The organism is Anabaenopsis sp. NIES-4685 (genome assembly GCF_059725405.1).
Window position 1 is genome coordinate 3338053 of the sequence record NZ_AP043602.1, and the last position, 25419, is coordinate 3363471.

A 25419-nucleotide genomic window follows, 5' to 3' on the forward strand; every position below is an offset into this window, starting at 1 on the left:
AAAAATATCAAACACAGAGAACCCGATCAACAAATTTTTGATTAGAAGGTAAATGTTGTCCGCACAGTACCGACATAAATGGTGTCATTACTATGATCATGTTCCGGACTGGTAATCACAAATAATCCCGGAGTTATAGCCAAATTATCTGTGATGGGAAAGTAGTAAAAACCTTCTAGATGTAAAGATGTATTTTTATCCTCAAATACTTTACCTAAACTATTATGAGTCACTTTGGGGGGTTGACCAACCACAAAACCGACAAACCCACCTTCTTGACCAATATCTCTAAGAGTTAGCAACATTGCCCATGTCGAAATAGTAGCATTTGCATTTGTCGGTAAATCTTGTGTTTCCGCATGAATAAAACCAATTCTACCACCAAGAGTAATAGTTGAATTCAGTTGCCAAGCTGCTTCTGCACCAAAGGAATTAGCAGTAATTGAATTGGCCTGATCATTAAACGGATCGCTAGTTAATTTACTACCAGTTCCCGTATTCAGATTATCCTGAGAATAGACATAGGTAAAACTAAGTGCTGTTGTTGGAGAAGGTTCGAGAGTCAGTTGAGCAATTGTACCATTAGGACTAGCAAAAATTCCCCTTTCTGAATTACCTGCATTACTAGCAATATATCCCAATGACAAATTAATAGCATTATGGAAGTTACGAGAAATACCAACACCGACTCCCCCACCTTGTCGTCGAATGGGATTTTCTCTTGCAAATGTAGAAATTGCTCCATCTCCACTACCGCTAAATAGGGGATTGATACTAGGAACTAAATCACCTAATCCTCCTCCTAACCCATATAAAGTTATTCCCGTTTGTTTCCCTAACCTAAATCTATATTCTATTTCATCTAATTCGACTTCATTATCATCATCACCATCAAATCCTAAATTTGACATTTTAGTGCTAGTCACATCGTCTAATTCTGGTGTATTCCTACTTTGTAAGCGCAGTTGCAATTTATCTTTACCGGTGAAACTGCTTTCTAAACTCAGACGTACACGATTACTAAATACTAAGCTAGTAGTCTTAGCTGTTTGTTTACCCGCTACTCCAGTCACCGCAAAAATTACCTCTCCCTCTAGTTCAAAATGGGGCAAAAATTGCTGCTGCTCTAATTGATTAACCTTGCTTTCTAATAAATTCAGCCGGTTATTAAAAACCTTTAATTCATCTGAAAATTCTGTTGGTAATCTTTGATTTATTAAATTAGATTCACTACAAGCATTGATTCTATGGGATAATTCAGAAACAGAATTGATTTGATTAAAACCATGAATCATATCTGAAGGTATAGAATTAGCCTTAGTTTTACTGGTGAGAATACCAGCAAAAAATAAACTAATCAAACCAGTTTTTAGGAAAAATATCAAATTCTTCACAGAAATCTCCTGAAAATCACCAACATCTCTTCTGGCGCAGAAAAATATAAAAATCTAGGCAATATTGATGCAAGCAAGTAAAAAATACAAATATGCTGTATATAGTTACGAATTGCGTATATTAAAACGTTGTTCGCATATATTCAATAATGTCTCGGTCACAGGTAATCTTTCTACAAATAAAGTGCTAATATAAATATGTCTAACTAAAGTTAAAGTGGTATAAGCTGCAATCGCAATTCTCAAGTTATATCTATAATCCTTATTTGTTAGTTGCATAAATCTGGCAATCAAAGATGTTTCCAAATCTGCCAATTTTCCAGGATTACCAAATACACGCAGACTGTATTCTTGAATATGTCCAATAAAATTACCAATATCCAGGGCTGGATTACCTTGGCAATATAAATCTAAATCAATTAAATACAAATGATCATTATTAACAACCACTTGATCTGGATAAAAATCTCGATGAATACCACAAACATTTGTTTCTGGAGTGTTATTACCTAAATAATTACATTCTTCTAAAATTCTTTCTAATCTTTCTTGCCATTGTGGATATTTTTGGATGACTAAGGGAATGCGTTCATGTAAGATGCGTAATTCATCATTCATAGTATGATAACGGTGGGTATAAATATTAATTTTTTGCAGTTTATGAGCAACTTCAGCAATTTTTTGTGCTAATAAAAGATTGTTATTTTGTGTTAATAATTTAGTAAATGTCACCCCCGAAACTTTACGCTGTAACCACATTTGCCATTCAGGAATTACACCCAGAGGTTCAGGAACGAAAATTCCATCAACACTATCATTACCAAATCCGGTTTCCCATAAAGATTTCTGTAATTCATAACTATGAAAATCAGTTCCCTTGGCTCTGACTTTACCTAGCAGCTTTATTGTTTGTCCTTCTGTATTAATTAATTCATACTCAATCAAACAACGCCGCCCCGGTTTGTGTCGAATAACTGTAATTTTTTGAAGATGAGTATTTTGAGCAATTGATAAATGCTGACTAAAATATTCTGCCACTTGCACAGGGTCAATTGCTGCTGATAAAAAAGGCATTTTCATATCCGCTACACTATCAAAATTATCTCTGACAATAACAGTCATATTGTTAGATTCTTTGCAGGCTATAAATCATCTTTATTTCCCATTTTCCATCGCAGTTTGTATTTGATACAAAGCGGCATAACGACCATTTTTTTGCATCAATTGCAGATGATTACCTTGTTCTAAAACCCGCCCATTTTCCATGTAAACAATCCTATGGGCGCGAGTAGCAAAATTAAGATCATGGGTAATTAACAATGTTGTGCGGTTTTGAGAAAGCTTTTGTAAGGCATTAATTACAACTTTTTCATTACCCTTATCTAAACCGGTGGTAGGTTCATCTAAAATGAGAATGGGGGTTTGACGAATAGCAGCACGAGCGATCGCAATTCGTTGGCGTTGTCCCCCAGAAAGTGTTGCTCCTCTTTCACCGACAAAAGTATCATATCCTTGGGGTAAAGCTTGGATAAAATTATGTGCATTAGCTAAACGGGCAGCATTTTCAATTTCAATATCAGACACCCCAGAAACACCATAGGCAATGTTTTCTCGAATTGTAGCCGCAAACAAAATACTTTCTTGTAAAACTACACTAATTTGCGGGCGTAATGATGCTAATGTGTACTCTCGAATATCCCTGCTATCAATGAAAATCTTACCTTGGGTGGGGTCGTAAAGTCGTAGTAATAAACTGACTAATGTAGATTTTCCACTACCGGAAGTACCCACAATTGCTATTTGTTGTCCTGGTTGAATGTTTAAACTGATATCTTCTAACAAAACTTGTCCTGGTTCATAGCCGAAATTAACATGATCAAAACAAACTGCACCTCGAAAAATTGGCGCTGGAATTGCATCAGGTAAATCTCTGATATCAGGCTGTTGTTGTAATACGTCTAAAATTCGCTCACCAGAAACCGCAGCTTTAGCTAGTCTACCTACGTACTTAGCAAAGTTCTGTACTGGCTTAAAGGCATTCTTGACATAGGTGATAAATACCAGTACATCCCCTGGTGTGAGTGCATCTCGCAAGGCTAACCAAGAACCATACCAGAGAACAATAGCTGTTCCTAAAGCAATCACAACATCTACAGTGCGTTCTAAGTGAGCAGCGAAACGTTGGGTTTTAACACTTTCATTAAGACTGCGCTGATTTTGTTGAGAAAAAACTTGTGCAAAGGCGTCTTGCAACCAAAGAGCTTTGACTAACTTAATAGCTGCAATAGATTCTGACGCAATAGCAGCTACTTTTCCTTCTTGTTTGCGTTGCTTTAATGAAGAATCTTTAATTTGTTGGCTCAGGCGATTGGTTACTAACCAAAATAACGGTAAGGTCAAAAGTGACAGTAGGGTAAGGCTAGGATTGATCCAAAACATCACCCCAATCATGCCCAATAGACTCAGAATACTGACTATTAAGGGCAATGCAGCCGTAATCATAATTTCTTGCAGACGACTAGCATCACTACTGACACGAATAATTAAATCACCGCTACGGGCTTTAGTGTGATAAGCCAAGGATAAATCTTGCAAATGACGATATAAATGATTACGCACTTTCGCCATAACACGGCTACCAACTGTGGCTAATCCTACGGTACTCCAATAAGCAGCAAGGGCCCGTAATCCTGTAAATAAAATGACTGCTAGTGCGGAAAGTGTTAGTAAGGTAATGGGTTCTAAACTGGAAATTACTGGAATATTGCTTGGTTGATCATTCCCTATGAGAACATAATCAAAAACAAACTTGAGCGGCCAAGGTTCTAGTAATCGCAGTCCAACATCTGCAAGTAGGGCGATCGCTGAAATTAATAGTAGTCCTTGATGTGGGCTAATGTAAGGGCCAGAAATAAACCACAATTCCCCAAAGATTAGGACTAGCTTTTTGGAGGGATTTTGACATTTACAGTAGGTGATTTTTTATTGTTTTTGTTTGTGTAGTAGTGAATTACATTCCCTCTGACATCAAGGTGCTTAATGGTTGCTATATCGACTCATTTCAACATCAAGTCCGCCTATGTGCAGAATTTGTTGGGCGATCGCATCCCAAGTATGATTTTGCATGACTTTTTGGCGCGCCGCCTGTCCGAGACTAGAACGGAGAGTAGGTGATCGCCATAATTTTTCTAATGCTTCTGCTAGTGCGATCGCATCACCAGGAGGACAAAGAATACCATTAATTTCTGGTTCAATTAAATCTACTAATTGTCCAATTTTGCTCACAACTACAGGTAAACCAGCCGCCATATATTCATACACTTTCAATGGGGAAAAATAAAAATCCGATTGTGCTGGATATGGTGCAACTCCCACATCCATTTTTGCTAATAAATCTGGAACTTGTTCAGGATTTACCGCCCCAGTAAATTGAGTATAACTATCTAATTTTCTAGCTGATAATTCAGTTTCTATATTTTCCCTTTCTAGACCATCACCCACAATTAAAAGTCGAGCTTGGGGAACTTTTTGATGTAGTCGAAAAAAAGCATCAGTCAAAATTGACAAACCATGCCAAGGTTTTAAACTCCCCAAAAATCCCACAGTAAAATTTGCTGATCCAGTATAATTATTTACTTGCTCAAACCTTTGAGGATTCACACCATTAGGAATCACATAAATTTTCTCACTCTCCACATAATTCATCACATATTTTTTCACCTCCTCAGAAACAGCAATCACAGCAGTAGCAGCTTGAAAAACTCGTTCTGCCACCTTTTTAGCACCATCAATATTTATCAAACCACGATGCTCTACCTGTTCTGTAATCAAAGGAGAATTGACCTCTAATAAACCAGGGATTCCCTTTGCTTGGGCAAATTCCATACCGCTATAACTCCACAGAGAATAACGTTCATAAACCAACTCCAAATCTCCCAAACTTTCTAATTTCTCAAGTAAATCTTCATTAATTCCCAAAGCCATATTTTCCCTGATAGATATTTCCCCCTTGGGAATATGTGGCAATTGATGAACAATAATATTACCTAAATCTGGCGGTGCTATTCCTCCTATACGAGTCGCTAACAATTGCACATGACAAGCTTGTTTTTGTAATGCTCTGATCACCTCCTGCACATGAATAGAACAACCTTTTTTGCCAAAAACAGGAATCCCCAAATCAGCACAAACATAAGCAACTCTCATCTTCATACCTCCTGTGGATTTCTACCTCTGTGCGTGGCAAATAATTTCCGTAAAACTTGAGTATTACGCTCAATATCAAACTCAGATGCAATTAAATTTCTCGCCTGACTAGACAACCTCACCCGCAAAGCTGAGTCAGTGAGAAGTTCTTGAAGTGAAATAGCCAATTTTTCAGGATTATTTTGTGGCACAATCAACCCAGTCTCACCATGTCGCACTACTTCAGGAATACCAGTTACATCGGTACTTACACAGGGTGTTCCTAATGCCATTGCTTCTAGTAAAACAGTAGGCAGTCCATCCCGGTTACCATCTTTACCAATTACATAAGGCGCTGCAAATACAGCTGCTTGTTGTACCAATTTAAACACATCATTTTGGGGGCGTCGACCAACAATTTCTACAGAGGATTGCAATTCTAAATCTTCAATTTGTTGTTTTAATACAGGTTCTAATGATCCTGTACCGACAATTTGACACTGAAACTCACAATTTCTCTGCTGCAAAATGGCACAAGCATCTATCAAAATAGATAGCCCTTTTTTCTCGACTAACCGACCAACGGAAATAATTACAGGAGGGCGGTCAGCAGGAGCAGAATATTTTAGTTGTTGTAAATTTAAACCATTGTAAATGCGCCTAACTTTCTGGGTGACTGTAGGATAGGTTGTTTGTAAGTATTTAAGGTTGTAGTCACTGACAGTTACCACTGTCGAAGCATCCTGGAGTTTGCGTTCCATATCTGCAAAATTAACGCTCTCATGAAAGATGTCTTTAGCATGAGCAGTAAAGGTATAAGGAATGCCAGTGAAATGAGATGCTAATCTAGCTACACTCGTGGCTACAGTGCCAAAGTGGGCGTGTAAATGAGTGATGGCTTTGATTTTTGCTTCCCGTGCTAACCATGCAGCTTGATAAACGGTGCTTGCTTGTTCACCTTCAGCAATAGCTAATTTTGACCAAAAATCGGGAATGACTTGACTGGCCTCTTGTAATTCTGCCCAAAAATAGCTGGCCCTGTGGGAGCAAGACTATTGAGAGATGGACTCACACGGCCTGGAATTGGTTTTTTAATGTAAGTTACAGGTGCTCTAACTTGAGAAATAATATTTTGAAAATGAGTGTCATTCGGTGGTCTTAAAGCGAAAATTTCTATCTTTAAACCTGCTGTTTCATGTGCCAAAATTTCATTGACTACAAAGGTTTCGGAATAGCGGGGATAACGTTTGAGAATGTAACCAACAATGGGCATAATTGGTAATTGGTGGAATTATGAATTATTAAAGCTCCTGCCTTCTACCTTCTTTAACAAGTGGAATAATATTATACCATTTATGTGTGATTATGCGCGTATTTTTCGATATTTTATCTTGGTCTACTCTGTGCTTCTGTGATTCATTGATCTGAATTTAGGGCATCTATGGCTACCCTATGATACAGAACTAGTATTAGCTGAATGCTTATTTATGAGTATTTCCTCTATCGATTGATAAATATGATTGAGTCCGTTGAGATTCACAAAGTTACTCTCTTGAGGTTTTTTTGTTTCTGTATTTAACCAATTTGTTAATGTTTGAGATGTGAGGTTTTGGGGGTGTACCATATCCACTAAACCAAGAGAATGTAAACGTTCTGCTCTCACAAATTGTTCTTTTCTCGGTTGGATGCGGGGAATGATGAGGGATTTTTTTTGAAATGATAATAATTCACAGGTTGTATTATATCCTCCCATGGCAATGATCCGCTCCGCCCGATTGACTAAAAGTGTCGGTTCAGATAAATATTTCAATACCTGTAAATTCTCACGTTTAGCCGCTATTTTTTGCAGTTTCTGTTGTACATCCCTTGGCATAAATGGACCTGTTAAAATAATACCATTCATCTCTGGTGCTAGTTGAGCATGGGCAAATGTTTCCGCTAAACTCGCTCCATCTTGTCCACCACCTACTAAGCATAATGCTAATTTTTTTTTAGATAAATTGAGGGTTTGAAAAGTATGAATGGTTTCACTATCAATAAACTTGAGGCGAGTAGTTTGATCAAGATAACCAATGTAATGGAGTTTTTTAATTGTTTCTGACTCAAAATTATATTCTTTGGCTAAATCATAAATGGTAGGATCTCCATATACCCAAACGTCATCATAATAAGTTTGAATCGCTTTTTCATTTTCCATGCGTTTCCAACCTTCCTGGACTGAGGCTGGTTCGTCTAATACATCTCGTAAACCTAAAATGCAGTGTGTTTTTCCTTGATGACGTAAATAATTTAGTGTTGGTTCTAGTTCTCTGACTGCGCCTCTGGGTACATTATCAACTATGAAAATATCCGGTTTAAAATTTTGTATTGCAGTGAGAATAATTTGCGATCGCAGTGTAATAATTTCCGGTAATGATAAATCTAATTTTCGTGCTTGATATTGACCATCTATGTTTTTGTACAAAGCAGGTAAACTCAAAAAATCAACTCCTGAAGGCGTTGGTATACTGCTACCATCCTGTATACCACTAATCATTAAAATATCGGTTTGTAGAGGTGAATATCCCAATGTTTGGGCAATTAACAAGTTACGGCGTTTGTGTCCTAATCCCATTGTGTCATGGGAATATAAAGCAATGCGCCACTGACGAGGATTGCTAGATAAACTATTAACTTCCACTGACTTTTCTTCCGATGTCATTATTTCTATTTTTCTAGGGTAAGTTAATAAGTTTTTCATGGGCAATCCTGACAAAGTTTTCATGAAACTAAATAGCCACAAGCATAAGATAGTTGCAATTAATTTGCAATTAAATCATAATAAGGAGTTACAATTTCAAACAATTCATAATTGATAATTGAGGGCATCCCAAATGTGTAAGTTTATATTATGTTTGAATTTACAGAAGGCATGAAATAAACTCAACAGGAAGGAAGCAACAGTAAGAAGAGGTTTTTTGGATGCTAATTTTGTATTTCTGCAAAATTGGGATGATCCCTGATAATGGGGATCATCCCAAAGGTGTAAGTTGATTTTTTTATCTTCTAATTTACAGAAGGCATAAAATAAACTCAACACCAGAATCAGTCCGCTAGGCCTCTTCTTAGTGACATACATACCACAGCAGTGCTAACTGGTCATCTACACTGAGGGATGTTAATAATCTGGTGCTATCTAATACACCACTTTCTAACTGTATGATTGCGTTCATATTTTTACCCAAAATTTTCGCAAGTGTTAAATTACTCTGATACTTGAGCTTTTTGGGACAAAAGTTAAGTTTTAGAGGATACCCCAAAAGTGGAGAAAGCCCTGACCAGAAAATACTTCAATTAAAGCAGCAGCTGAAAAACCAATCATTGCTAAACGACCGTTCCAGTTTTCGGTTTGGGTAGTAAATCCCCAGTTCCAAGCGTTGCGATTTTCTGGAGCTGGTGTTGTTGTAGTTTTCATCTTTAATACTCCCAGTAGGACTTAACAGAGGTTTTTGTTTTCTCTATTAAGTACTGTAACAGATATTTTAAAAAGTGTAACGAAAAGTTGCAAAGAAGTTGTAAATAGTATCTATAGCCTTTCAGCTATCCTCAACTTAGCGGAACGCGATCGCGGATTCTCAGCCAATTCTTTTTCGTTAGCAGTAATTGGTTTTTTAGTCAAGACCTTTAACAAAGGAGAATTGCGGAAATCATGCTTGACGGGGCGGTCTTCCAGACTGTGAAAGCTGATAATGGCAATTCGACCACCGGGAACCAGAGAATAGGGGGCTTGCTGTAAAAAAGTTGCCAAAGACTGTAACTCATCATTAACCACAATGCGCAAAGCTTGAAAAACACGGGTAGCAGGGTGAATACGACCATAACGGTATTGACGGGGGACAGCAGAGGCGATCGCCGAAGCCAATTCCGTAGTAGTGTGAAATGGTCGTCTTTCCACAATGCGCCTGGCGATGCGGCGGGATAAACGTTCCTCACCGAACTTAAAGAAAATATCTGCCAACTCCGGCTCATCCCAGTGATTAATCACATCAGCGGCGGTTAAACATTGACCCTGATTCATGCGCATATCCAGATTAGCGGTGTGGCGAAAGCTAAAACCCCGTTCTGGCTGGTCTAAATGGTAAGAGCTCACACCCAAATCAGCCAAGATACCATCAAAAGAGTGGGGAGTATATTGATAAGATGAGAAATTGCCCAGCACAAACTGCACCCGATCACCAAACTCAGCCAAGTGCTTTTGGGCAGCTAGCAGAGCATCCTGATCTTGGTCAATAGCCGTCAACCGCACATTAGCAGCGGCCTCTAAGATCAAGCGACTGTGGCCACCACCGCCCACAGTTGCATCCAAATAATGGCCACCAGGGCGTACCGCCAACCCATCAATGACCTCTCGGCTTAAAACTGGCACATGAAGAAATTCAGCGCCTACAATTCCCTGAATCTCAAGCTCCATATAATAATAGTTGAAGAAGTGAAACAAATTGAAACATCAAGTAAAATCCCCTCACTAGGACCCATCTCCAACATACTCTGTATGGGTAATAGATGTAGACGCTGCTAGAGCGACTTCTGAAAACTATTTCCCTGACAAACTGATTTTGGCAGACACAAACAATCGAGCCTGGTGGGGATGATGGGGTTGAAGTGGAAATTTTCATAATGGGAGAACACCGAACTTATGGCCAGACTAGAAACCCGCACCGAGCCTATGGTGCTGAATATGGGGCCACACCACCCCTCAATGCACGGGGTTTTGCGGTTAATTGTGACATTGGACGGCGAGGATGTCGTTGATTGTGAACCGGTGATCGGCTATTTGCATCGGGGGATGGAGAAAATTGCTGAGAACCGCACCACTGTAATGTACGTTCCCTACGTCAGTCGGTGGGACTACGCCGCGGGTATGTTTAACGAAGCAGTCACCGTTAACGCCCCGGAACAATTAGCAGGTATAGCCGTACCCAAACGCGCCAGCTATATTCGGGTGATCATGTTAGAACTCAACCGAATTGCTAACCACTTATTGTGGTTTGGTCCGTTTCTGGCTGACGTGGGGGCGCAAACACCCTTCTTCTATCAGTTCCGAGAACGGGAAATGATTTATGATTTGTGGGAGGCCGCCACGGGATACCGGATGGTAAACCACAACTATTTCCGTGTGGGTGGCGTAGCAGTTGATTTACCCTATGGTTGGGTTGATAAATGCTTAGATTTCTGTGACTATTTTCTCCCCAAAGTTGACGAGTACGAGCGCTTGGTTACCAATAATCCGATTTTTCGCCGGCGGATTGAGGGTATTGGTACCATCACCCGGGAACAAGCCATTAACTGGGGATTATCAGGCCCCATGTTACGCGGCTCTGGGGTGAAATGGGACTTAAGGAAAGTTGACCATTACGAGTGCTACGACGATTTTGATTGGGATGTGCAATGGGAAACCGCCGGGGATTGTTTAGCCCGTTACATGGTGCGGATGCGGGAAATGCGCGAATCTGTGAAGATTATTCGCCAAGCAATTCAAGGACTACCAGGGGGACCTACGAAAACCTGGAAGCCAAGCGCATGGCAGAGGGGAAAAAATCTGAGTGGTATGGCTTTGATTATCAATACATTGGGAAAAAAGTTGCACCTACTTTTAAAATGCCCAAAGGCGAAATCTATTCCCGTGTGGAAAGCGGTAAAGGTGAACTGGGAATTTATCTTGTCGGTGATGATCATGGCTTCCCTTGGCGGTGGAAAATTCGCGCCGCTGACTTTAACAACCTGCAAATTGTCCCGGAACTCCTACGAGGGATGAAAGTTGCAGATATTGTGGTTATTCTTGGTAGTGTTGACGTGATCATGGGATCTGTGGACAGATAGTACACTGGAGAGGGGATTGGGGACTGAGCATTAGTTTCTACCTCATATCCCTCCCCAGAAACTGACAATAAATCTCCTAGTTGTTCATCCCTGTGTGTCTGTATACCGAAACCCCAAAAAAAACTCAAAACATCAGCCAATTGAACACCCACTAACTAACTGTGCCATCTATGCCTTTGTCGCGTATAGTCACCCTAATTGTAGGTTTAATCGTCATTTTGGCATTAAGCCTCTGGTTGATTGACTCACTGTCTCGGCTTTACTGGCAGTTGTCCTATTCGCCACTGCTGGGTAATTTGCTGCTGTTGTTGTTGGTTTTATTGATTGGGGGGTTGGTTGCGGCTTTTGTTTATTATGTATTGATACTTCAAGCCGGGTCAATGCGATCGCGCCGCCCAGCCCGACGAGTTACGGCTGCAGAAATTCCCGCTGCTAAATCTGATGCCGCTTCGAGTACATTAAAAGCTGTTAAACAGCAGGTAGCCCAAATTCAAGATGAAGTCGCACGACAAGCTTTATTAAGTAAATCCCGGGAAATTGAAGTTAATCTGGCACGGGGTGAAATTCAAGTAGTTGTTTTTGGTACAGGTAGTGCTGGTAAAACTTCTTTAGTTAATGCTATTATGGGGCGCATAGTCGGTCAGGTAAATGCGCCCATGGGGACTACCCAGGTGGGGGAAACTTATTGTTTGCGGTTGAAGGGATTACAACGCAAGATTTTAATTACTGATACTCCGGGGATTTTAGAAGCCGGGGTGGAGGGAACCGAACGGGAACAATTAGCCCGAGAACTGGCAACTTCAGCAAATTTACTGTTATTTGTGGTGGATAATGATTTGCGACGTTCTGAGTATGAACCCCTGCGCAGTTTGGCGGAAATTGGCAAGCGATCGCTGTTGGTTCTCAATAAAACTGATTTATATACAGATGAAGATCAAGAATCTATCCTGGCTCGGTTACGTCAACGGGTACAGGGATTTATTGCCGCCAATGATGTGATTGCGATCGCGGCTAATCCCCAAACGGCAAAACTAGAAACTGGCGAAACCCTACAGCCAGAAGCGGATATTATCCCCTTGCTGCGACGGATGGCGGCGATTTTACGGGCTGAAGGTGAGGATTTGGTAGCGGATAATATTCTTCTGCAATCCCTACGCCTGGGAGAAGAGGCGCGAAATTTGATTGATGTCCAGCGTCGTCGTCAAGCTGACAAAATAGTTGATCGCTTTGGGTGGATTGGGGCTGGTGTGGTATCAGTTACACCTCTACCAGTAGTAGATTTACTGGCGACCGCCGCTGTCAATGCTCAAATGGTGGTGGAGATTGGCAGAGTCTACGGCTGTGAACTGAACATGGAACGGGGTAAAGAGTTAGCTCTTTCCCTCGCCAAGACCATCGCTAGTTTAGGTATAGTCAAAGGTGCAATTCAATTAATATCTACAGCTTTACAATTTCATGTAGCCACCTTTGTCATTGGTAGGGCAATTCAAGGAGTAACGGTAGCTTATTTAACACGGATTGCGGGAAAAAGTTTTATTGAGTATTTTCGCCATGACCAAGATTGGGGTGATGGTGGTATGACTGAAGTAGTCAAGGAACAATTTAAATTAAATCGCAGGGATGAATTTATCAAAGCTTTTGTGCAAGAAGCGATCGCGCGGGTGGTCAAACCATTAACAAATAACACCCAGGTGATTTCACAGGACGAAGAAACCAAAGGATAAAGCTACTGGGCTTTCAAAAATGGACGCTAGCATGATTTATTTCCCAGACTTCCGGAAAAACGCTTGATCTAGCGAAACATATGATAAGGCCTTATTTAGTAACCAGCTCATGAATGATCACATGATCGGTAAAGTACTACAAGCACGTTACCAAGTTATCCAAAGCCTGGGTGCAGGGGTATTTGGCGAAACATACATCGCCATAGATAGAGACCACCCGGGAAATAGCAAATACACGATTAAACAGATTAACGGTGAGCAATTCTCCCCCAGCTACTTAGACAGTTTAAAATTTTGCTTTCTCAATGAAACAGGAACTCTGCAGCGTCTAGGAACCCATGGTCAAATTCCCCAGTTTGTCGCCTATTTTGAAGAAAATGGGCATTTCTACTTAGTACAGGAATTTGTAGAGGGACATTCCCTGACTCAGGAATTACCCATCAAGCATTCCTGCGGAGGTCTGTGGACGGAAACCGAAGTTATAGAATTGTTAGAAGATACCCTAGGTATTTTAGATTTTGTTCACTCTCAAGGTGTGATCCATTGCCATATTAAGCCCGAAAACTTGATTAGACGTACTCTTGATGGCAAATTAGCCTTAATCGACTTCGGTTTAATCGAGTCAGTTGATTTAGGCGCATATGGGGAGCTACCTATTTATAACCTTCCTGTAAACGCCCTGGGGTACATATCGCCAGAGCAATTTATTGGTCAAACCCTGCCCAATAGTGATATTTATGCTTTGGGTATGATTGCCATTCAAGCCTTAACAGGACTAGAACCACTGCAATTAAAACTAAATGTTGGAACTGGTGAGATTATCTGGCGGACTGAAGATATATCAGTGAGTGATCAGCTAGCTGCTATTCTGAGTAAAATGATTTGCTATGATTGCCAAGATCGCTTTCAGTCTGCGGCTGAAGTCTTATATACCCTTAATCAAGTCTTCAACGCCCCGAAAATACCCCATCAACTCCATCAAATCATCAGGGCTAAAAATCAGGATCCACAACCAAAACATAATTTTGCTACATCCTCCCCAGTATGTTCAGGGATGAAATTAGGCTTGGCGGCTAATTCCTTATTAGTGGGATTAGCAGCATGTTCTTTAATGGATAATTCTCCTGCATATTCTCATAAAGGCAGATTAGATATAGCCATAAAAGAATATCAAACAGGCAATTTTCGAGGAGCCCTGGCGTTAGCTGAATCAATTCCTGCTTACAGCAATGTTTACCCGGAGGTTCAAGCTAATATAGAAGAATGGCAGGGCAAATGGCGATTGGCGGCTGAACAATACGAAATTGCCCAACAAGCCCTAAATGAGGAGAGATGGTCAGATGTTTTAAGTGTGCCGGCGAAATTACCAGATATTTTATATTGGCAATCTAAAGTAGAGAAACTGGTGGAGCAAGCACAAGCCAACATTGCCACACAAACACACGATTTGTTATCAAAAGCCTATGCAAAAGCCGTAGATAGAGAATTTTCAGCGGCTATAGAATATCTGCGTCAAATTCCTCCCGACAGTACTGCTAGTGCTTTAGTTCAAGAGAAAATAGCCGAGTACGACCAAAAGCGGCAGATTAGAGCGGCTTATTTTTTACATCGTGCCAATATCAAAGCATCTGTTGGCGACTTTAGTGGCGCTATCCAGTTTCTGCGTAAAATTCATAAAAGTAGTTCTGTTTACCCTCAAGCTCGGGCTAAACTGAATGAATATACCCAACAGCAGCAACTGTATGATCGAGGTGTAAATATCGCGTTGAATTCCTTAACCGCTAAAAATGACAATTTTCACCCAGACAAGGAGCTGCAAGAGGTAAGTATTCGTTAGATAATTGCCTTTGCTGGTTCTGGTAACGGGCTTTAATTACTTGTTGATCATATGGCTTGGTGATAAAAGTCCATTACCTGTGGATATTCTTGTAAATTAAATAAGGCATTGCTTGCTGTTAATACTCCCATGACTAGACGTGGGATTATGCTTTGACACTCTGCGGTCTGAAGACACGCAGATTCTTTAAGACTTGCTTAAAAGGAATAGTCAATTATCCCCCTACACGCTCAAAACAACTACCTACGGATAAGTGTTGCAATTGCGCAAAATTTTATATTTTTTTGGCTTTCTGAGTCCATCGAATTTTGGCGGTATACACTCTGTATTTTGCCTTTGCTTGTTTACCCAGATTACGGTCAAAGCCGAGACGAGATAAATCAGGGGTTTCTCCTGCTCAAAATACTTCTTCGTGCAGATGGTTATTCTTACTCGCACCTTGATTATATCATCACGGCGAATCAATTCGCCGTTGGCACTTCCTCCACTGTCTAAAGCCAAGTGGAGGAAGTGCCTTTTTTGCGATTTTCTTGTGATTTACAAAAAACCTCTTGGTATTCTGATCATTGGCTACAATTTACTATCGAAAATGCACTGAATACTTTTGATAGAAAGTGCGATCGCTGGCGTGAACTATACCGTGAAGCAGTTAAACAACGAGACGCAGCCAGACTGACTATTGATCGTTCTGTTGCTGGTGGTGTGAATCAAGAAGAACGGGACAACGCCAAAGCCCAAGAACGGGAAGCCCAACGACAAATAGATTTACTGATAGGATACAAGCAAGGTAACAATAATCACCAATTTGAATTTTATCCCTACCGCTACTTTGCAGCTGAGGGATTTTTACCAGGGTTCAACTTCCCCCGCTTACCAGTGAGGGCTTACATTCCTACTAATGATGGCGGTGAATTTATCTCCCGTCTCCGTGCTGTGGCTTTACGGTAATTTGCACCAGGGAACATTATTTAAATTACCCGATACGGCGCAAAAGTTCATCCCTGAAGCTGACTGTAAACCAGATTTTGTTTATGAGCAAGAGGCGATCGCAATTTTCTGTGATGGCTCTGTACATGATAGCCCTGAGCAAAAAAAACAGGACAAAATTCAGCGAGATAACCTCAGATACAATACTAGTTATCAAGTTATAACTCTGCGCTATGATCAGGATTGGCGGGAAAAATTAAATATTTTGTCCAGCTTTTAAGGGGTTTGATCACAGTTTTAAATCCCGGAATTTCTTTAACCAATTGTTGATATGATGGGGTGGTTTGAGGCAAAAAATGAGATAGAGGACTCCTATTTGATTTTTGAACAAGACTCAGTACACACGGCAATTCTTCTTACCTGTTCCCTGTTCCCTGTTCCCTGTTCCCTGTTCCCTACCTAGACAAATCAATTCAGAAACCAAACCGGATTTCTATAGATGATTCCTATTAGTGATCATATTCGGCTGCGTCATCCACCAATTGTTATTTATTGGCTGATTGGTATTAACATTGCTATATTTCTCTGGCAAATAAAACTAGGAATAACCGGGGAATTAGCATCTTTTATTGATAGCTGGGGTTTGATTCCCGCTCAGATTAGTGGTGCAATTACCCATGCTATCTATTTAAATCCAGCTGCTTGGGTGGTTGTTTTTTGGCGGTTACCTTCCCTCTTCTTAGCCATGTTTCTCCATGGTAGTATTAGTCAAATTGTCGGGAATCTCATATTTTTATGGGTTTTTGGTAAAACCTTGTCGAGTGTCATTGGTTATAAACGTGTCCTAGCTTTGTATCTAGGAGGGGGGATACTCACGGGAATAGCACAAATTATTTTAGAACCGAGTTTGACAGTACCATTAATTGGCGCAAATGGGGCGATCGCCACTATCTTAGGAGCCTACCTCAGCAAGTTCCCTCAAGGGAAAATTGATACTATCATGCCCCTGTTAATCTTATACATACCAGTAGAATTACCTGCCTATTCTTACCTATTTTGGTGGTTTATACAACAGCTATTTTACGGCATTGGCAGCTTAAACATAACTGCATCCGATGTCAACTCAGCTAACTTCTCCTTCTGGGTACAATTACTAGGATTATGTCTTGGTGCTGCTGCAATTAGATACTATGAATCATCCTCTAAATCATAGGTAATGGGCGAAAATTGTTCATCTGGCTAGCCACAGGCTCACGCCTGTGGGCTGAACCTATTTCTCGCCGTCCTTTTTAGCCTCTGGGGACTTCTTTTTGATAATAGTTTTGGGTAGATTACTGCTGGGCTTGGTATCAACCTTTTTGGATACTGGCGGTACCGTGGGTTGATTTTTTCTAGATTCCTGCAGCGCCGTAGCTTTATCCTTTTTAGATGCTTTGAGAAATCTAGGTGCGGTTTCTTGGGGTGGCGCTAATAGGGCCACAAAACCGAAGACATTACGCCCAGGCAGAAATTTGGCTTTCAATGAGACAAATACCGCATGTCCTTGGTCTTCTTTTTCAGCTTTGGGATTAAATCGGAAAGGTCTAACCGGTGAGTCCTTCCAGAATAAGGGTAGATGGCTAACCTTCATAAATTTGACTTTTTTACTGGCCTCCGCTTGTTTAATATATTCAAGTCTTTCGCGAGTAAAATTGCGGAAAACAGAAATACAGGGGGTTTGACAGACGGGGATAAATTGCCATAGTCCTGAGAATTTAAACTCGTTGTCTTCTAGCTCCGCTGAAACTGTCTGTTTTTCTCGCCCTCTGTCAAAGCCAACTAGCTGAAAAGTGACGCTATGGGGTTGATCTCTACGGGGAAAATGAATGACTTTAGGATAAACAACCAACCTAAAAGTACGGTTCCCAGTAGTTTCTATTTCTTTAATCAGAGCGTCAAATACTTTGCGTTTTTGGGGAATGTAAAAAAGTGGGTAATCAAAATTACCAATAGTAACAGTGTTCTTACCATCTTCATTCAGGTTGACATCTCCAACAATTACCCCAATAGCTTGAAAGATTGCTTCAGGTTCTTCAATCTCTACCTGATTTTCAGTATCGATACTTACTTCTTCAGCTTCAGGTGCGGGTTGTTGAGTTTCAGCCTCATTAATTCCATTGGGGGTAGGTTCATTAGATGACATAATTGTTAGTTTTTTTGTACAAGCAATAATTTTTTGGAGATACTATAGGCGGCATGTGACAGGCTGATAAAATCCCATAAGTACACACTAAAGAATATGAAGTCCAGGTGACTAGACTACCCTGAGTCAGGAGTTAGGGTTATGGGAGTTTCTCGCCTAGACAAAAACTAGCTCATGCTCACACCAACTCACTACTATTAAGCTAATGACTTCTCTGTGTCAAGGTTATATAGCATTTCCCATGGTCGTGATGGACAAATTTTTTTAGTTTGAGGGAACAGGGAACACACCGAACAGGGAATAGGGAATTGGTGTGTACTTCATGAGCCTGAAAAAGGCTTTAGCTAATTTAGTTACCTAATAAACTATGATAAATAACTATTTTCGCAATCATATCAGGACAATGGCTAGCTATGTCCCCAGCGAACAACCCCAACCCGGCCTAGAGATAATTAAACTTAATAGTAACGAAAATCCTTATCCTCCTTCACCGGTGGTGCTAGACCTGCTGAAGAATATTAACGGGGAATGGTTACGACGTTATCCAGAACCTTTAGGGGGAGAGTTCCGGCGAGCCGCAAGCAAGGTTTTGGGTGTTCCCCATGATTGGATTATTGTCGGTAATGGTAGTGATGAGGTTTTGAACCTAGTAGTTAGAACCTGCGCTGAACCCGGGAGAAAGGTCGTTTACCCTATACCAACTTATGTACTATATGTGACCTTAGTACAAATACAGGGCGCAGAAATTATTGAGATTCCCTATGGAGAAGATGACAGATTCCCCCTGGAAGAACTAATTACCGCTGATGGAAATGTGACGTTCATCGCATCCCCTAATAGTCCCTCGGGGTGTATTGTCCCCATGGAAGACCTGAGAAAGCTAGCAAGCCGATTATCTGGGGTTTTGGTCATTGATGAAGCATATGTAGATTTTGCACAGGAGAATGCACTGGCTTTGGTGAAGGAATATGATAACGTAATTGTGGTTCGCACACTTTCTAAGGGTTACTCCTTAGCAGGGTTACGTCTAGGCTTCGGGGTGGCAAATCCTGGCTTACTCGATGGGTTGTTTAAGGTGAAGGATAGCTATAACATTGATGCGATCGCCTGCGCATTGGGAACCGCAGCTATGACAGATCAAGCTTATAAAAATGCTTGTGTAGCCAAGGTGAAAGCATCACGGACTAAACTAGCCGCGGACTTAAAACAATTAGGTTTTCAGGTTGGGGATTCCCAGACTAACTTTTTATTCGTACAACCCCCCCAAGAAAATGCTCAATTCCTCTATCAACGGCTCAAAGAACGACAGATTTTAGTACGCTACTTCCCACGCCCAGGACTGGATCATAAGTTACGCATTACCGTGGGTACAGACCAACAAAATCAAGTTTTAGTAGAGGCGCTCCGTCAAATTTGTTCCTAGTTAGGTTTTATTACATACTACAAACTGTGAAAATAGTCAATCACAGCCTGGGCGATCGCTTCATTACCATCTTTAGCTAAAGGTTGAGATTGCTGGGGTTGCTGGGGTTCTTGACGCAAAAAATCCCAATTACCGCTAAAAAATTCCTGGGAAGTGATAATTTGATGGTGATGATAATTCACAATCCCTGCTAACAGAAAATTAGCTTCCGCGAAGTCATCCCGGGGAATGGTCACCAGAGGTATATCAAATTTTGTCGCTTCCGCAAAAGTGCCATAACCAGGTTTAGAAACCACACGCCCACAAATAGGACTAAAATCTACTGGGCGGTATTTGGAACCGCTAACCTTTTTGACATTAGGTAAGTCCGGGGCTGATTGATCATAGATCACAAATTGCCAATCTGGAAAATTTCGTAAATTTTCGTAAGGTATTTTTTCTAACCCCAAACCCCCGAAGGTGACTAATATCGTTTTTGATTTGGGCGCAGTAATTCCCCAAGTAGCGCGCAGTTCCTCGGCAGAGTAACGAGGGTAACCACCAGTTAAGCCCACATCAGTAATATTACTAAAAGATGACATCGGCTCGTGAAAAGGCAAACGAAACAAGCGATCGCATTGAGAGTAACATTCACTAATCCAATCCGCAATGGTGATAAATTCACCCCCCCAATGTCGGTAAATCAAGTCCCAACCAAAATTACTCATCATCCAACAGGGAATATTTGCGGCTTTAGCAAATAAAGGAGCTAAAAAAGGAATATCTGCTAAAATTAAATTCACCCGGTTTTGGCGGATAAAATTGACTTCTGAGGCAATTAGGGAATTTTGACGCTGTTGAATATCCCGCAAACCGGCTAAAGTCGCCGGTTTATCCATTGTCAAACTGTCTCCCTGGACTACACCCAAATCAAAAGCCCGGGGACGATGAATAAAATCCCCCTCTATATAGGAATCTAGCAACCACCGGGGGGCGGTGGTGACCAGAATCAATAAAACTTCTGGACATAATTTTTGAATTGTTGATACCACTGAAGCCGTGCGAGTAGCATGACCGAAACCGTGGTTAGTAATTGCTACATATAAAATTGGCCGCATAATTGATAATTGCTAATTACTAATTTAAATTGGGGAAGAGGAACATAAATACAATGCTACCTTTTCCCCCCTTCCTCTTACTTAAAGGCTAAACCTTTGTAAAGCCTCTATTAATTGGTCAATTTCTGCTTCTAGGGTCAAATAATGGACAGTGGCGCGGATACAGTCAGGATCAGCAATTGTTCTAGTTAATATTCTTTGTGACTCTAGGAATTGGACTAACTGGAAATGTACCCCCGATTTTTCCTCAGACAGTTGAAAGGAAACTATCCCGCTTTGGGGTGGAGATGTGCGTAAACACCGGATATTGGTTAGGTCTGTTAATCTTCTCCACAGGTATTCACTATGATCACAGATTTGCTCATAACGTTGTTGTGGGGTTCCCCATTGCTGATGAATGGCGATCGCCCCTGTCAAACCAGCATATAATGACGTTGCTGATGTCGATACTTCATATCTTCGCCCATCCGGTTGCCAACTTACCCTTTGACCCTGACTATCTACCACAATGCCACGTAAGCCGATAAATGTGGGTTGTAAATTGTCTCTAACTTCGGGACGGACATATAAACCACCCACACCCCCAGGACCACATAACCATTTATGACCCGTGAAGGCGTAAAAGTCCGCCCCCAATGCGGTTAAATTTAAAGGTAATAAGCCAACAGACTGAGCAGCATCTACCAACACCAAGGAATTATTAGCTCTGCATACTTCTATAATTTTGTCAAGGGGTAAAACTTGTCCTGTATTCCAGAAAACATGACTAAGAACTACTAAGCGGGTATTGGGGCGTAAGTGTTGAGCAACCACCGTTACAGGGTCGCCTGTGTTTAAAGTTACCTTGAGGGGACAGATAGTAACTTCCACAGCAAACCTACGGGCGATTTCCTGGGAAATAGCAATTACTCCTGGGTGTTCACAGTCCGAGAGTAGCATATGGTCACCCCCACGCCAATCAATACCCCACATGGCAATATTACAGCCAACGGTAACATCTTCTGTGAGGGTAATAGTTTCTGGTGGTGCTTGCAACTCACAAGCCAAAGCTTCCCTAAGATTTTGCTTTGCTTGTGCAACTAGGGCGTAAGCTTGATTACCAAAAGGTCCCGCTTGTTGGGTATCAGCTTCAGCTTGAGTAATGGCATCCATTGCCCCTTGAGGCATTGGCCCCTGTCCACCATAATTAAAATAAATCTTATTTCCCAAAGCGGGAAATTGTGCGCGATGTTGATGTAATTGAGTTTCTCTAGCCAAAATATTTGTCATAAATAGCAATTTTGCTCACAAACCAGTTTACTCTCCGGCTCATGACCAGATTTTTGAAATTCTTGTTAACTTAAAGGAATGTTAATCAATGCTGAACAATTACTGCAATATCAACGCTGCAAACGCCGACCTGTCCTAGATGCTCAGGGCGATAGACCCCAGCGGGATGCTGCTAATGAGTTGCTACTCAAATTACAACAAGACAAGGCCGCCCATCGTACCAGTATTTTGGCAGAGTTGGGCGATTATTACAAACCAGATTATCCACGAGGAGACTGGGAAGCAGGTCAAGCAGCGACTGTAGAATTAATGCAGCGTGGGGTTGACTACATTTATCGCGGTGTACTCTTAGCTGAGTACTATGATTTGGTAACTCCTACTCCTGAAGATGTTTCACTATCCCCAGAATATACAGAACACACTTTTCTTAGTCGTCCTGATTTACTGGTAAAACAGTCGGGACAATCTCGGTTTGGGGATTGGATGTATGTACCCGTAAATATTGAATTGGGTAAGCGTCCTAAGCAAGAATATCAAGTTGTGGCGGCCTTTCACGCCCAAGTATTGGCAAACGTACAGGGTATCATACCGGAAAACGCTTGGCTACTGTTGCGGACAAAAAACAGAGATTATGCAGTGGATTTAGATAAATGGATTCCACAAATGCAAAGCATTTTACTAGAGTTTCTCCAGGACTTACAGTTACCCTCACCACCAGAAGTATTTATTTCTCGCCAAAAGTGCAATCTTTGCCACTGGTATAATGACTGTTATCAGGTCGCTCAATCACAGCAACACCTTTCTTTGTTACCAGGGGTAACACCCCTGCGCTACGACCAACTTCAGGCTTTATCTATCACTACCCTAGAATCTCTAGCTCATACTACCCCTGAGACTTTAGAAAACCTTCCTGGTTTTGATGGTGCAGTTGCAGCCAAACTTATATTACAAGCCCAATCTGTACTCTACAGACAACCTTTGATGTTACCCCATGGGTTACCAAAAGAAGATATTCTATTTACCGCTCCTGTAGAGCTTTATTTTGATATTGAAGCCCAGCCAGATTTGGATTTAGATTATTTGTTGGGAATTTTGGTGGTTGACCAGCAAGCCAAGACGGAAAAATTCTATTCCTTTATCGCCGAAAAACCAGAAGAAGAAGAATTAATTTGGCAGCAATTTTTAGATTTGGTTTGGCAATATCCCCAAGCACCAATTTATCATTTTTGCGTCTATGAAGTTGATACTGTCAAACGCCTAGGGAAACTCTACCAAACTCCTAACTCCCTAGTCTATCCTGTTTTGAATCGGTTTGTTGATGTCTATGAACAATTAATTAAAACCGTCGCTTTACCCGTAGAAAGCTATGCACTTAAAGCGATCGCCCGTTGGTTGGGCTTTGAGTGGCGGGAAAAAGAAGCTAGTGGTGCTAAGTGTATTTATTGGTATGACCAATGGTTAGAAACAGGCGATCGCACTTTACTCGAAGTGATTCAAAGTTATAACGAGGATGATTGTCGAGCTACCCGTAATGTTAAGGATTGGCTAGTTACCTTTTTTCAAAATCATACCCATCCGATCCAAAAAAGCTAACTAATACTAACAAAAGTCCGCTTTTTCTTCTGTGTTTCACCCTAGAAGTGTCAGCACTATCTAGTCCACAGGCTAACACGGTCAATCTAACCCTCACAAAAAAACTGCTTCCTCCAAAACTCTTTCCCGGATCACCTCGTGTAAGTTGTCTGGTTCAGTGATATCTACCTTACGTCCGAGCAATTCCTCCAAGGATTGCATCAAAGCAATTTGGTCTAATAAAGTTCGTTGTGGTTCAATTTCCATCAGAAAATCTATATCACTATCTACTCTTGCTTCACCTCTGGCTATAGAACCAAAAACACGTACATTATATCCTCCATACTCAGCAGCAATCCTCAATATTTCTTCACGATGAGCCGTGAGTATCTCATCAATTCCCATAAACCCACTCCTGAAATCAATAGGTATTTTGCCAAAAACATTTTCTTTTTGTAAATATACTCTCTTCAGCCTCTTGAGTTAACTGGCATAATTAATTACAAGTTCAACATTCCACCGCCTATATATTCTATCAAAACCCAGTGGGAGGGTGAGAACCCCCATAATCAAAATAATATGCAGCTAATTAAAAAACTTTTATCATTCCCTGGAATCATTGCCATTAGTCTGACAATCATCTTAGTCACGACACTGCTGAATAATTCACAATTATACGCCGCCGAAATTAGTCAGATAGAATTTATTGGTGAAGCAATTTTACCTCATAATTCCACCCTGAAAAACAACGCAATTGGCGGATTATCTGGAATTACTTACGACCCCAACAAAGATGTTTATTATGCTATCTCCGATGACCGGGGAGAAAAAGCACCCGCTCGATTTTATACCCTCAAGATAGACTTGAGTAAAGGTAAACTGCAAAATGGCGATGTTGTTCCCGTGGGTGTAACTACAATTTTAAATCAAGATAATCAACCCTTTCCTCCCGGGGAAACAGATACAGAAGGTATTGCTGTAACTAATCGGGACACTGTATTTATTTCTTCCGAGGGGGATGGGAGACAATTAATTAATCCCTTTATTCAAGAGTTCGCCCTGGACTCGGGTAAATTGCTGACAACATTACCCATACCAAATAAGTTTTTACCAGACAAAAACGGTCAGCAAGGTATCCGCAATAACTTAGCCTTTGAAAGCCTCACCATCACACCTAACCATCAGTATTTATTCACCGCCACAGAAAATGCTCTGATTCAAGATGGCCCAGCTACTAAACCTAATGTTGGTACTTCTTCGCGAATTTTACAGTATAATCTCTTCACTAATCTACCAGAAAAGGAATTTTTATACCCAACTGAACCAGTAGGAGAAATGCTCAATGTTACTGGTAGGTTTAGTAGTGGATTACCGGATTTACTAGCATTAGATAACCGCGGACATTTCCTGAGTATAGAACGCTCTTTTACTGGGTTGTTATTTGCTGTTTCTCTATTTGAGGTTTCCCTAGAAGGTGCTGATGATATTCAGAATATTAACAGCCTTTTAGCAGTGGACTCACAGAAAATTAAACCCGCAGAGAAAAAATTGCTCTTAGATTTGACAAGTCTAGATGTAGTCTTAGATAATATCGAAGGTTTAACTTTTGGCCCGGATCTACCTGATGGATATCGTTCATTGATTTTGATCAGTGATAACAATTTTAATTCATTCCAGCGCAACCAATTTCTGGCTTTTAAAGTTAAGATTGAGTCACCGCTGATGAGACTACTACGCCGGTTAATCAGGCGGTAACAACCCCGGCTAACTAGACGCGCCAAACCAGCCAGAAAAAAAATCTGATTTTTTTTTCAAAAAACACTTGACAATTATCTAAATAAGAGGTAACTTAAGAAAGTTGGAAATCAAGGGACTGTAGTTCAACTGGTTAGAGCACCGCCCTGTCACGGCGGAAGTTGCGGGTTCGAGCCCCGTCAGTCCCGTTTGGGT

Annotated in this window: 20 protein-coding genes, 1 tRNA gene and 3 pseudogenes; 11 read left to right on the forward strand and 13 right to left on the reverse strand. The window is 40.9% G+C overall.

What is annotated here, in order from left to right:
- Nucleotides 1-41: 41 nt before the first annotated feature.
- The 8 genes and pseudogenes from AC6IZ0_RS14290 to rsmH all read right to left on the reverse strand — a co-directional run bounded on the left by AC6IZ0_RS14290 (nt 42) and on the right by rsmH (nt 10029).
- Nucleotides 42-1394 carry an iron uptake porin gene (locus AC6IZ0_RS14290; protein ID WP_497723522.1) on the reverse strand — a complete coding sequence of 451 codons (1353 nt, stop codon included), beginning with the start codon at nt 1392-1394 and terminating at the stop codon, nt 42-44.
- Nucleotides 1395-1499: 105 nt separating this feature from the next.
- Nucleotides 1500-2516, reverse strand: a complete 1017-nt coding sequence (locus AC6IZ0_RS14295) for a phosphotransferase (RefSeq protein ID WP_497723523.1) — start codon at nt 2514-2516, stop codon at nt 1500-1502.
- Between the two features lie 33 nt (nt 2517-2549).
- Nucleotides 2550-4359: pseudogene (locus AC6IZ0_RS14300) on the reverse strand (ABC transporter ATP-binding protein).
- A 71-nt stretch (nt 4360-4430) separates the two neighbouring features.
- Nucleotides 4431-5600 carry a glycosyltransferase family 4 protein gene (locus AC6IZ0_RS14305; RefSeq protein ID WP_497723525.1) on the reverse strand — a complete coding sequence of 390 codons (1170 nt, stop codon included), beginning with the start codon at nt 5598-5600 and terminating at the stop codon, nt 4431-4433.
- A gap of 2 nt (nt 5601-5602) precedes the next feature.
- Nucleotides 5603-6852, reverse strand: a pseudogene (locus tag AC6IZ0_RS14310) (glycosyltransferase family 4 protein).
- A 177-nt stretch (nt 6853-7029) separates the two neighbouring features.
- Complete coding sequence (locus AC6IZ0_RS14315; protein WP_497723526.1) at nt 7030-8319, reverse strand: glycosyltransferase family protein; 1290 nt, start codon at nt 8317-8319, stop codon at nt 7030-7032.
- Between the two features lie 543 nt (nt 8320-8862).
- Complete coding sequence (locus AC6IZ0_RS14320; protein WP_271734084.1) at nt 8863-9033, reverse strand: CAB/ELIP/HLIP family chlorophyll-binding protein; 171 nt, start codon at nt 9031-9033, stop codon at nt 8863-8865.
- 111 nt (nt 9034-9144) lie between these two features.
- Nucleotides 9145-10029 (reverse strand): 16S rRNA (cytosine(1402)-N(4))-methyltransferase RsmH, encoded by an 885-nt coding sequence (gene rsmH, locus AC6IZ0_RS14325; RefSeq protein ID WP_497723527.1) that lies wholly within the window; start codon nt 10027-10029, stop codon nt 9145-9147.
- 267 nt (nt 10030-10296) lie between these two features.
- Here rsmH and AC6IZ0_RS14330 point away from each other — a divergent pair.
- From AC6IZ0_RS14330 to AC6IZ0_RS14345, 4 genes and pseudogenes are all read left to right on the forward strand, one after another.
- Nucleotides 10297-11172, forward strand: a pseudogene (locus tag AC6IZ0_RS14330) (NAD(P)H-quinone oxidoreductase subunit H); the annotation flags it as partial.
- A 44-nt stretch (nt 11173-11216) separates the two neighbouring features.
- Entirely contained in the window at nt 11217-11438 is a 222-nt protein-coding gene (locus AC6IZ0_RS14335) for an NADH-quinone oxidoreductase subunit D-related protein (RefSeq protein ID WP_497723528.1), read from the forward strand.
- 170 nt (nt 11439-11608) lie between these two features.
- Nucleotides 11609-13162, forward strand: a complete 1554-nt coding sequence (locus AC6IZ0_RS14340; RefSeq protein ID WP_497723530.1) for a YcjF family protein — start codon at nt 11609-11611, stop codon at nt 13160-13162.
- A 109-nt stretch (nt 13163-13271) separates the two neighbouring features.
- Nucleotides 13272-14999 carry a protein kinase domain-containing protein gene (locus tag AC6IZ0_RS14345; RefSeq protein ID WP_497723531.1) on the forward strand — a complete coding sequence of 576 codons (1728 nt, stop codon included), beginning with the start codon at nt 13272-13274 and terminating at the stop codon, nt 14997-14999.
- Nucleotides 15000-15242: 243 nt separating this feature from the next.
- Here the strand turns inward: AC6IZ0_RS14345 and AC6IZ0_RS14350 are convergent, their stop codons facing one another.
- Nucleotides 15243-15500 (reverse strand): hypothetical protein, encoded by a 258-nt coding sequence (locus AC6IZ0_RS14350; RefSeq protein WP_497723532.1) that lies wholly within the window; start codon nt 15498-15500, stop codon nt 15243-15245.
- Between the two features lie 18 nt (nt 15501-15518).
- Here AC6IZ0_RS14350 and AC6IZ0_RS14355 point away from each other — a divergent pair, with 18 nt between their 5' ends.
- From AC6IZ0_RS14355 to AC6IZ0_RS14365, 3 genes are all read left to right on the forward strand, one after another.
- Nucleotides 15519-15947, forward strand: coding sequence for a hypothetical protein (locus AC6IZ0_RS14355; RefSeq protein ID WP_497723534.1), 429 nt, complete (start codon nt 15519-15521; stop codon nt 15945-15947).
- A complete protein-coding gene (locus tag AC6IZ0_RS14360) occupies nt 15907-16206 on the forward strand; it encodes a hypothetical protein (protein ID WP_497723535.1) in 300 nt (99 codons plus the stop codon). The genes AC6IZ0_RS14355 and AC6IZ0_RS14360 overlap by 41 nt, the downstream gene beginning before the upstream one ends.
- Before the next feature lie 219 nt (nt 16207-16425).
- On the forward strand, nt 16426-17139 hold the full coding sequence (locus AC6IZ0_RS14365) for a rhomboid family intramembrane serine protease (protein WP_497723538.1): 714 nt from the start codon (nt 16426-16428) through the stop codon (nt 17137-17139).
- A gap of 57 nt (nt 17140-17196) precedes the next feature.
- On the opposite strand, the gene AC6IZ0_RS14370 is transcribed toward AC6IZ0_RS14365, so the two are convergent.
- On the reverse strand, nt 17197-18108 hold the full coding sequence (locus AC6IZ0_RS14370; RefSeq protein WP_497723539.1) for a hypothetical protein: 912 nt from the start codon (nt 18106-18108) through the stop codon (nt 17197-17199).
- 370 nt (nt 18109-18478) lie between these two features.
- Between AC6IZ0_RS14370 and hisC the strand changes: the two genes are divergently transcribed.
- Nucleotides 18479-19531, forward strand: a complete 1053-nt coding sequence (gene hisC / locus AC6IZ0_RS14375) for a histidinol-phosphate transaminase (RefSeq protein WP_497726066.1) — start codon at nt 18479-18481, stop codon at nt 19529-19531.
- A 17-nt stretch (nt 19532-19548) separates the two neighbouring features.
- On the opposite strand, the gene AC6IZ0_RS14380 is transcribed toward hisC, so the two are convergent.
- A complete protein-coding gene (locus AC6IZ0_RS14380; RefSeq protein WP_497726067.1) occupies nt 19549-20631 on the reverse strand; it encodes a glycosyl transferase in 1083 nt (360 codons plus the stop codon).
- A 78-nt stretch (nt 20632-20709) separates the two neighbouring features.
- On the reverse strand, nt 20710-21897 hold the full coding sequence (locus AC6IZ0_RS14385; protein WP_497723540.1) for an aminotransferase class V-fold PLP-dependent enzyme: 1188 nt from the start codon (nt 21895-21897) through the stop codon (nt 20710-20712).
- 78 nt (nt 21898-21975) lie between these two features.
- Between AC6IZ0_RS14385 and AC6IZ0_RS14390 the strand changes: the two genes are divergently transcribed.
- Nucleotides 21976-23490 carry a TM0106 family RecB-like putative nuclease gene (locus tag AC6IZ0_RS14390; RefSeq protein ID WP_497723542.1) on the forward strand — a complete coding sequence of 505 codons (1515 nt, stop codon included), beginning with the start codon at nt 21976-21978 and terminating at the stop codon, nt 23488-23490.
- 93 nt (nt 23491-23583) lie between these two features.
- On the opposite strand, the gene AC6IZ0_RS14395 is transcribed toward AC6IZ0_RS14390, so the two are convergent.
- The gene (locus AC6IZ0_RS14395; protein WP_200988190.1) at nt 23584-23874 is read right to left on the reverse strand and encodes a nucleotidyltransferase family protein; all 291 of its coding nucleotides are present in this window, start codon (nt 23872-23874) and stop codon (nt 23584-23586) included.
- A gap of 174 nt (nt 23875-24048) precedes the next feature.
- Here AC6IZ0_RS14395 and AC6IZ0_RS14400 point away from each other — a divergent pair, with 174 nt between their 5' ends.
- Both AC6IZ0_RS14400 and AC6IZ0_RS14405 read left to right on the forward strand, forming a co-directional pair.
- Complete coding sequence (locus AC6IZ0_RS14400; RefSeq protein WP_497723543.1) at nt 24049-25224, forward strand: esterase-like activity of phytase family protein; 1176 nt, start codon at nt 24049-24051, stop codon at nt 25222-25224.
- A 114-nt stretch (nt 25225-25338) separates the two neighbouring features.
- Nucleotides 25339-25412, forward strand: a tRNA-Asp gene (locus tag AC6IZ0_RS14405).
- Nucleotides 25413-25419: the final 7 nt, after the last annotated feature.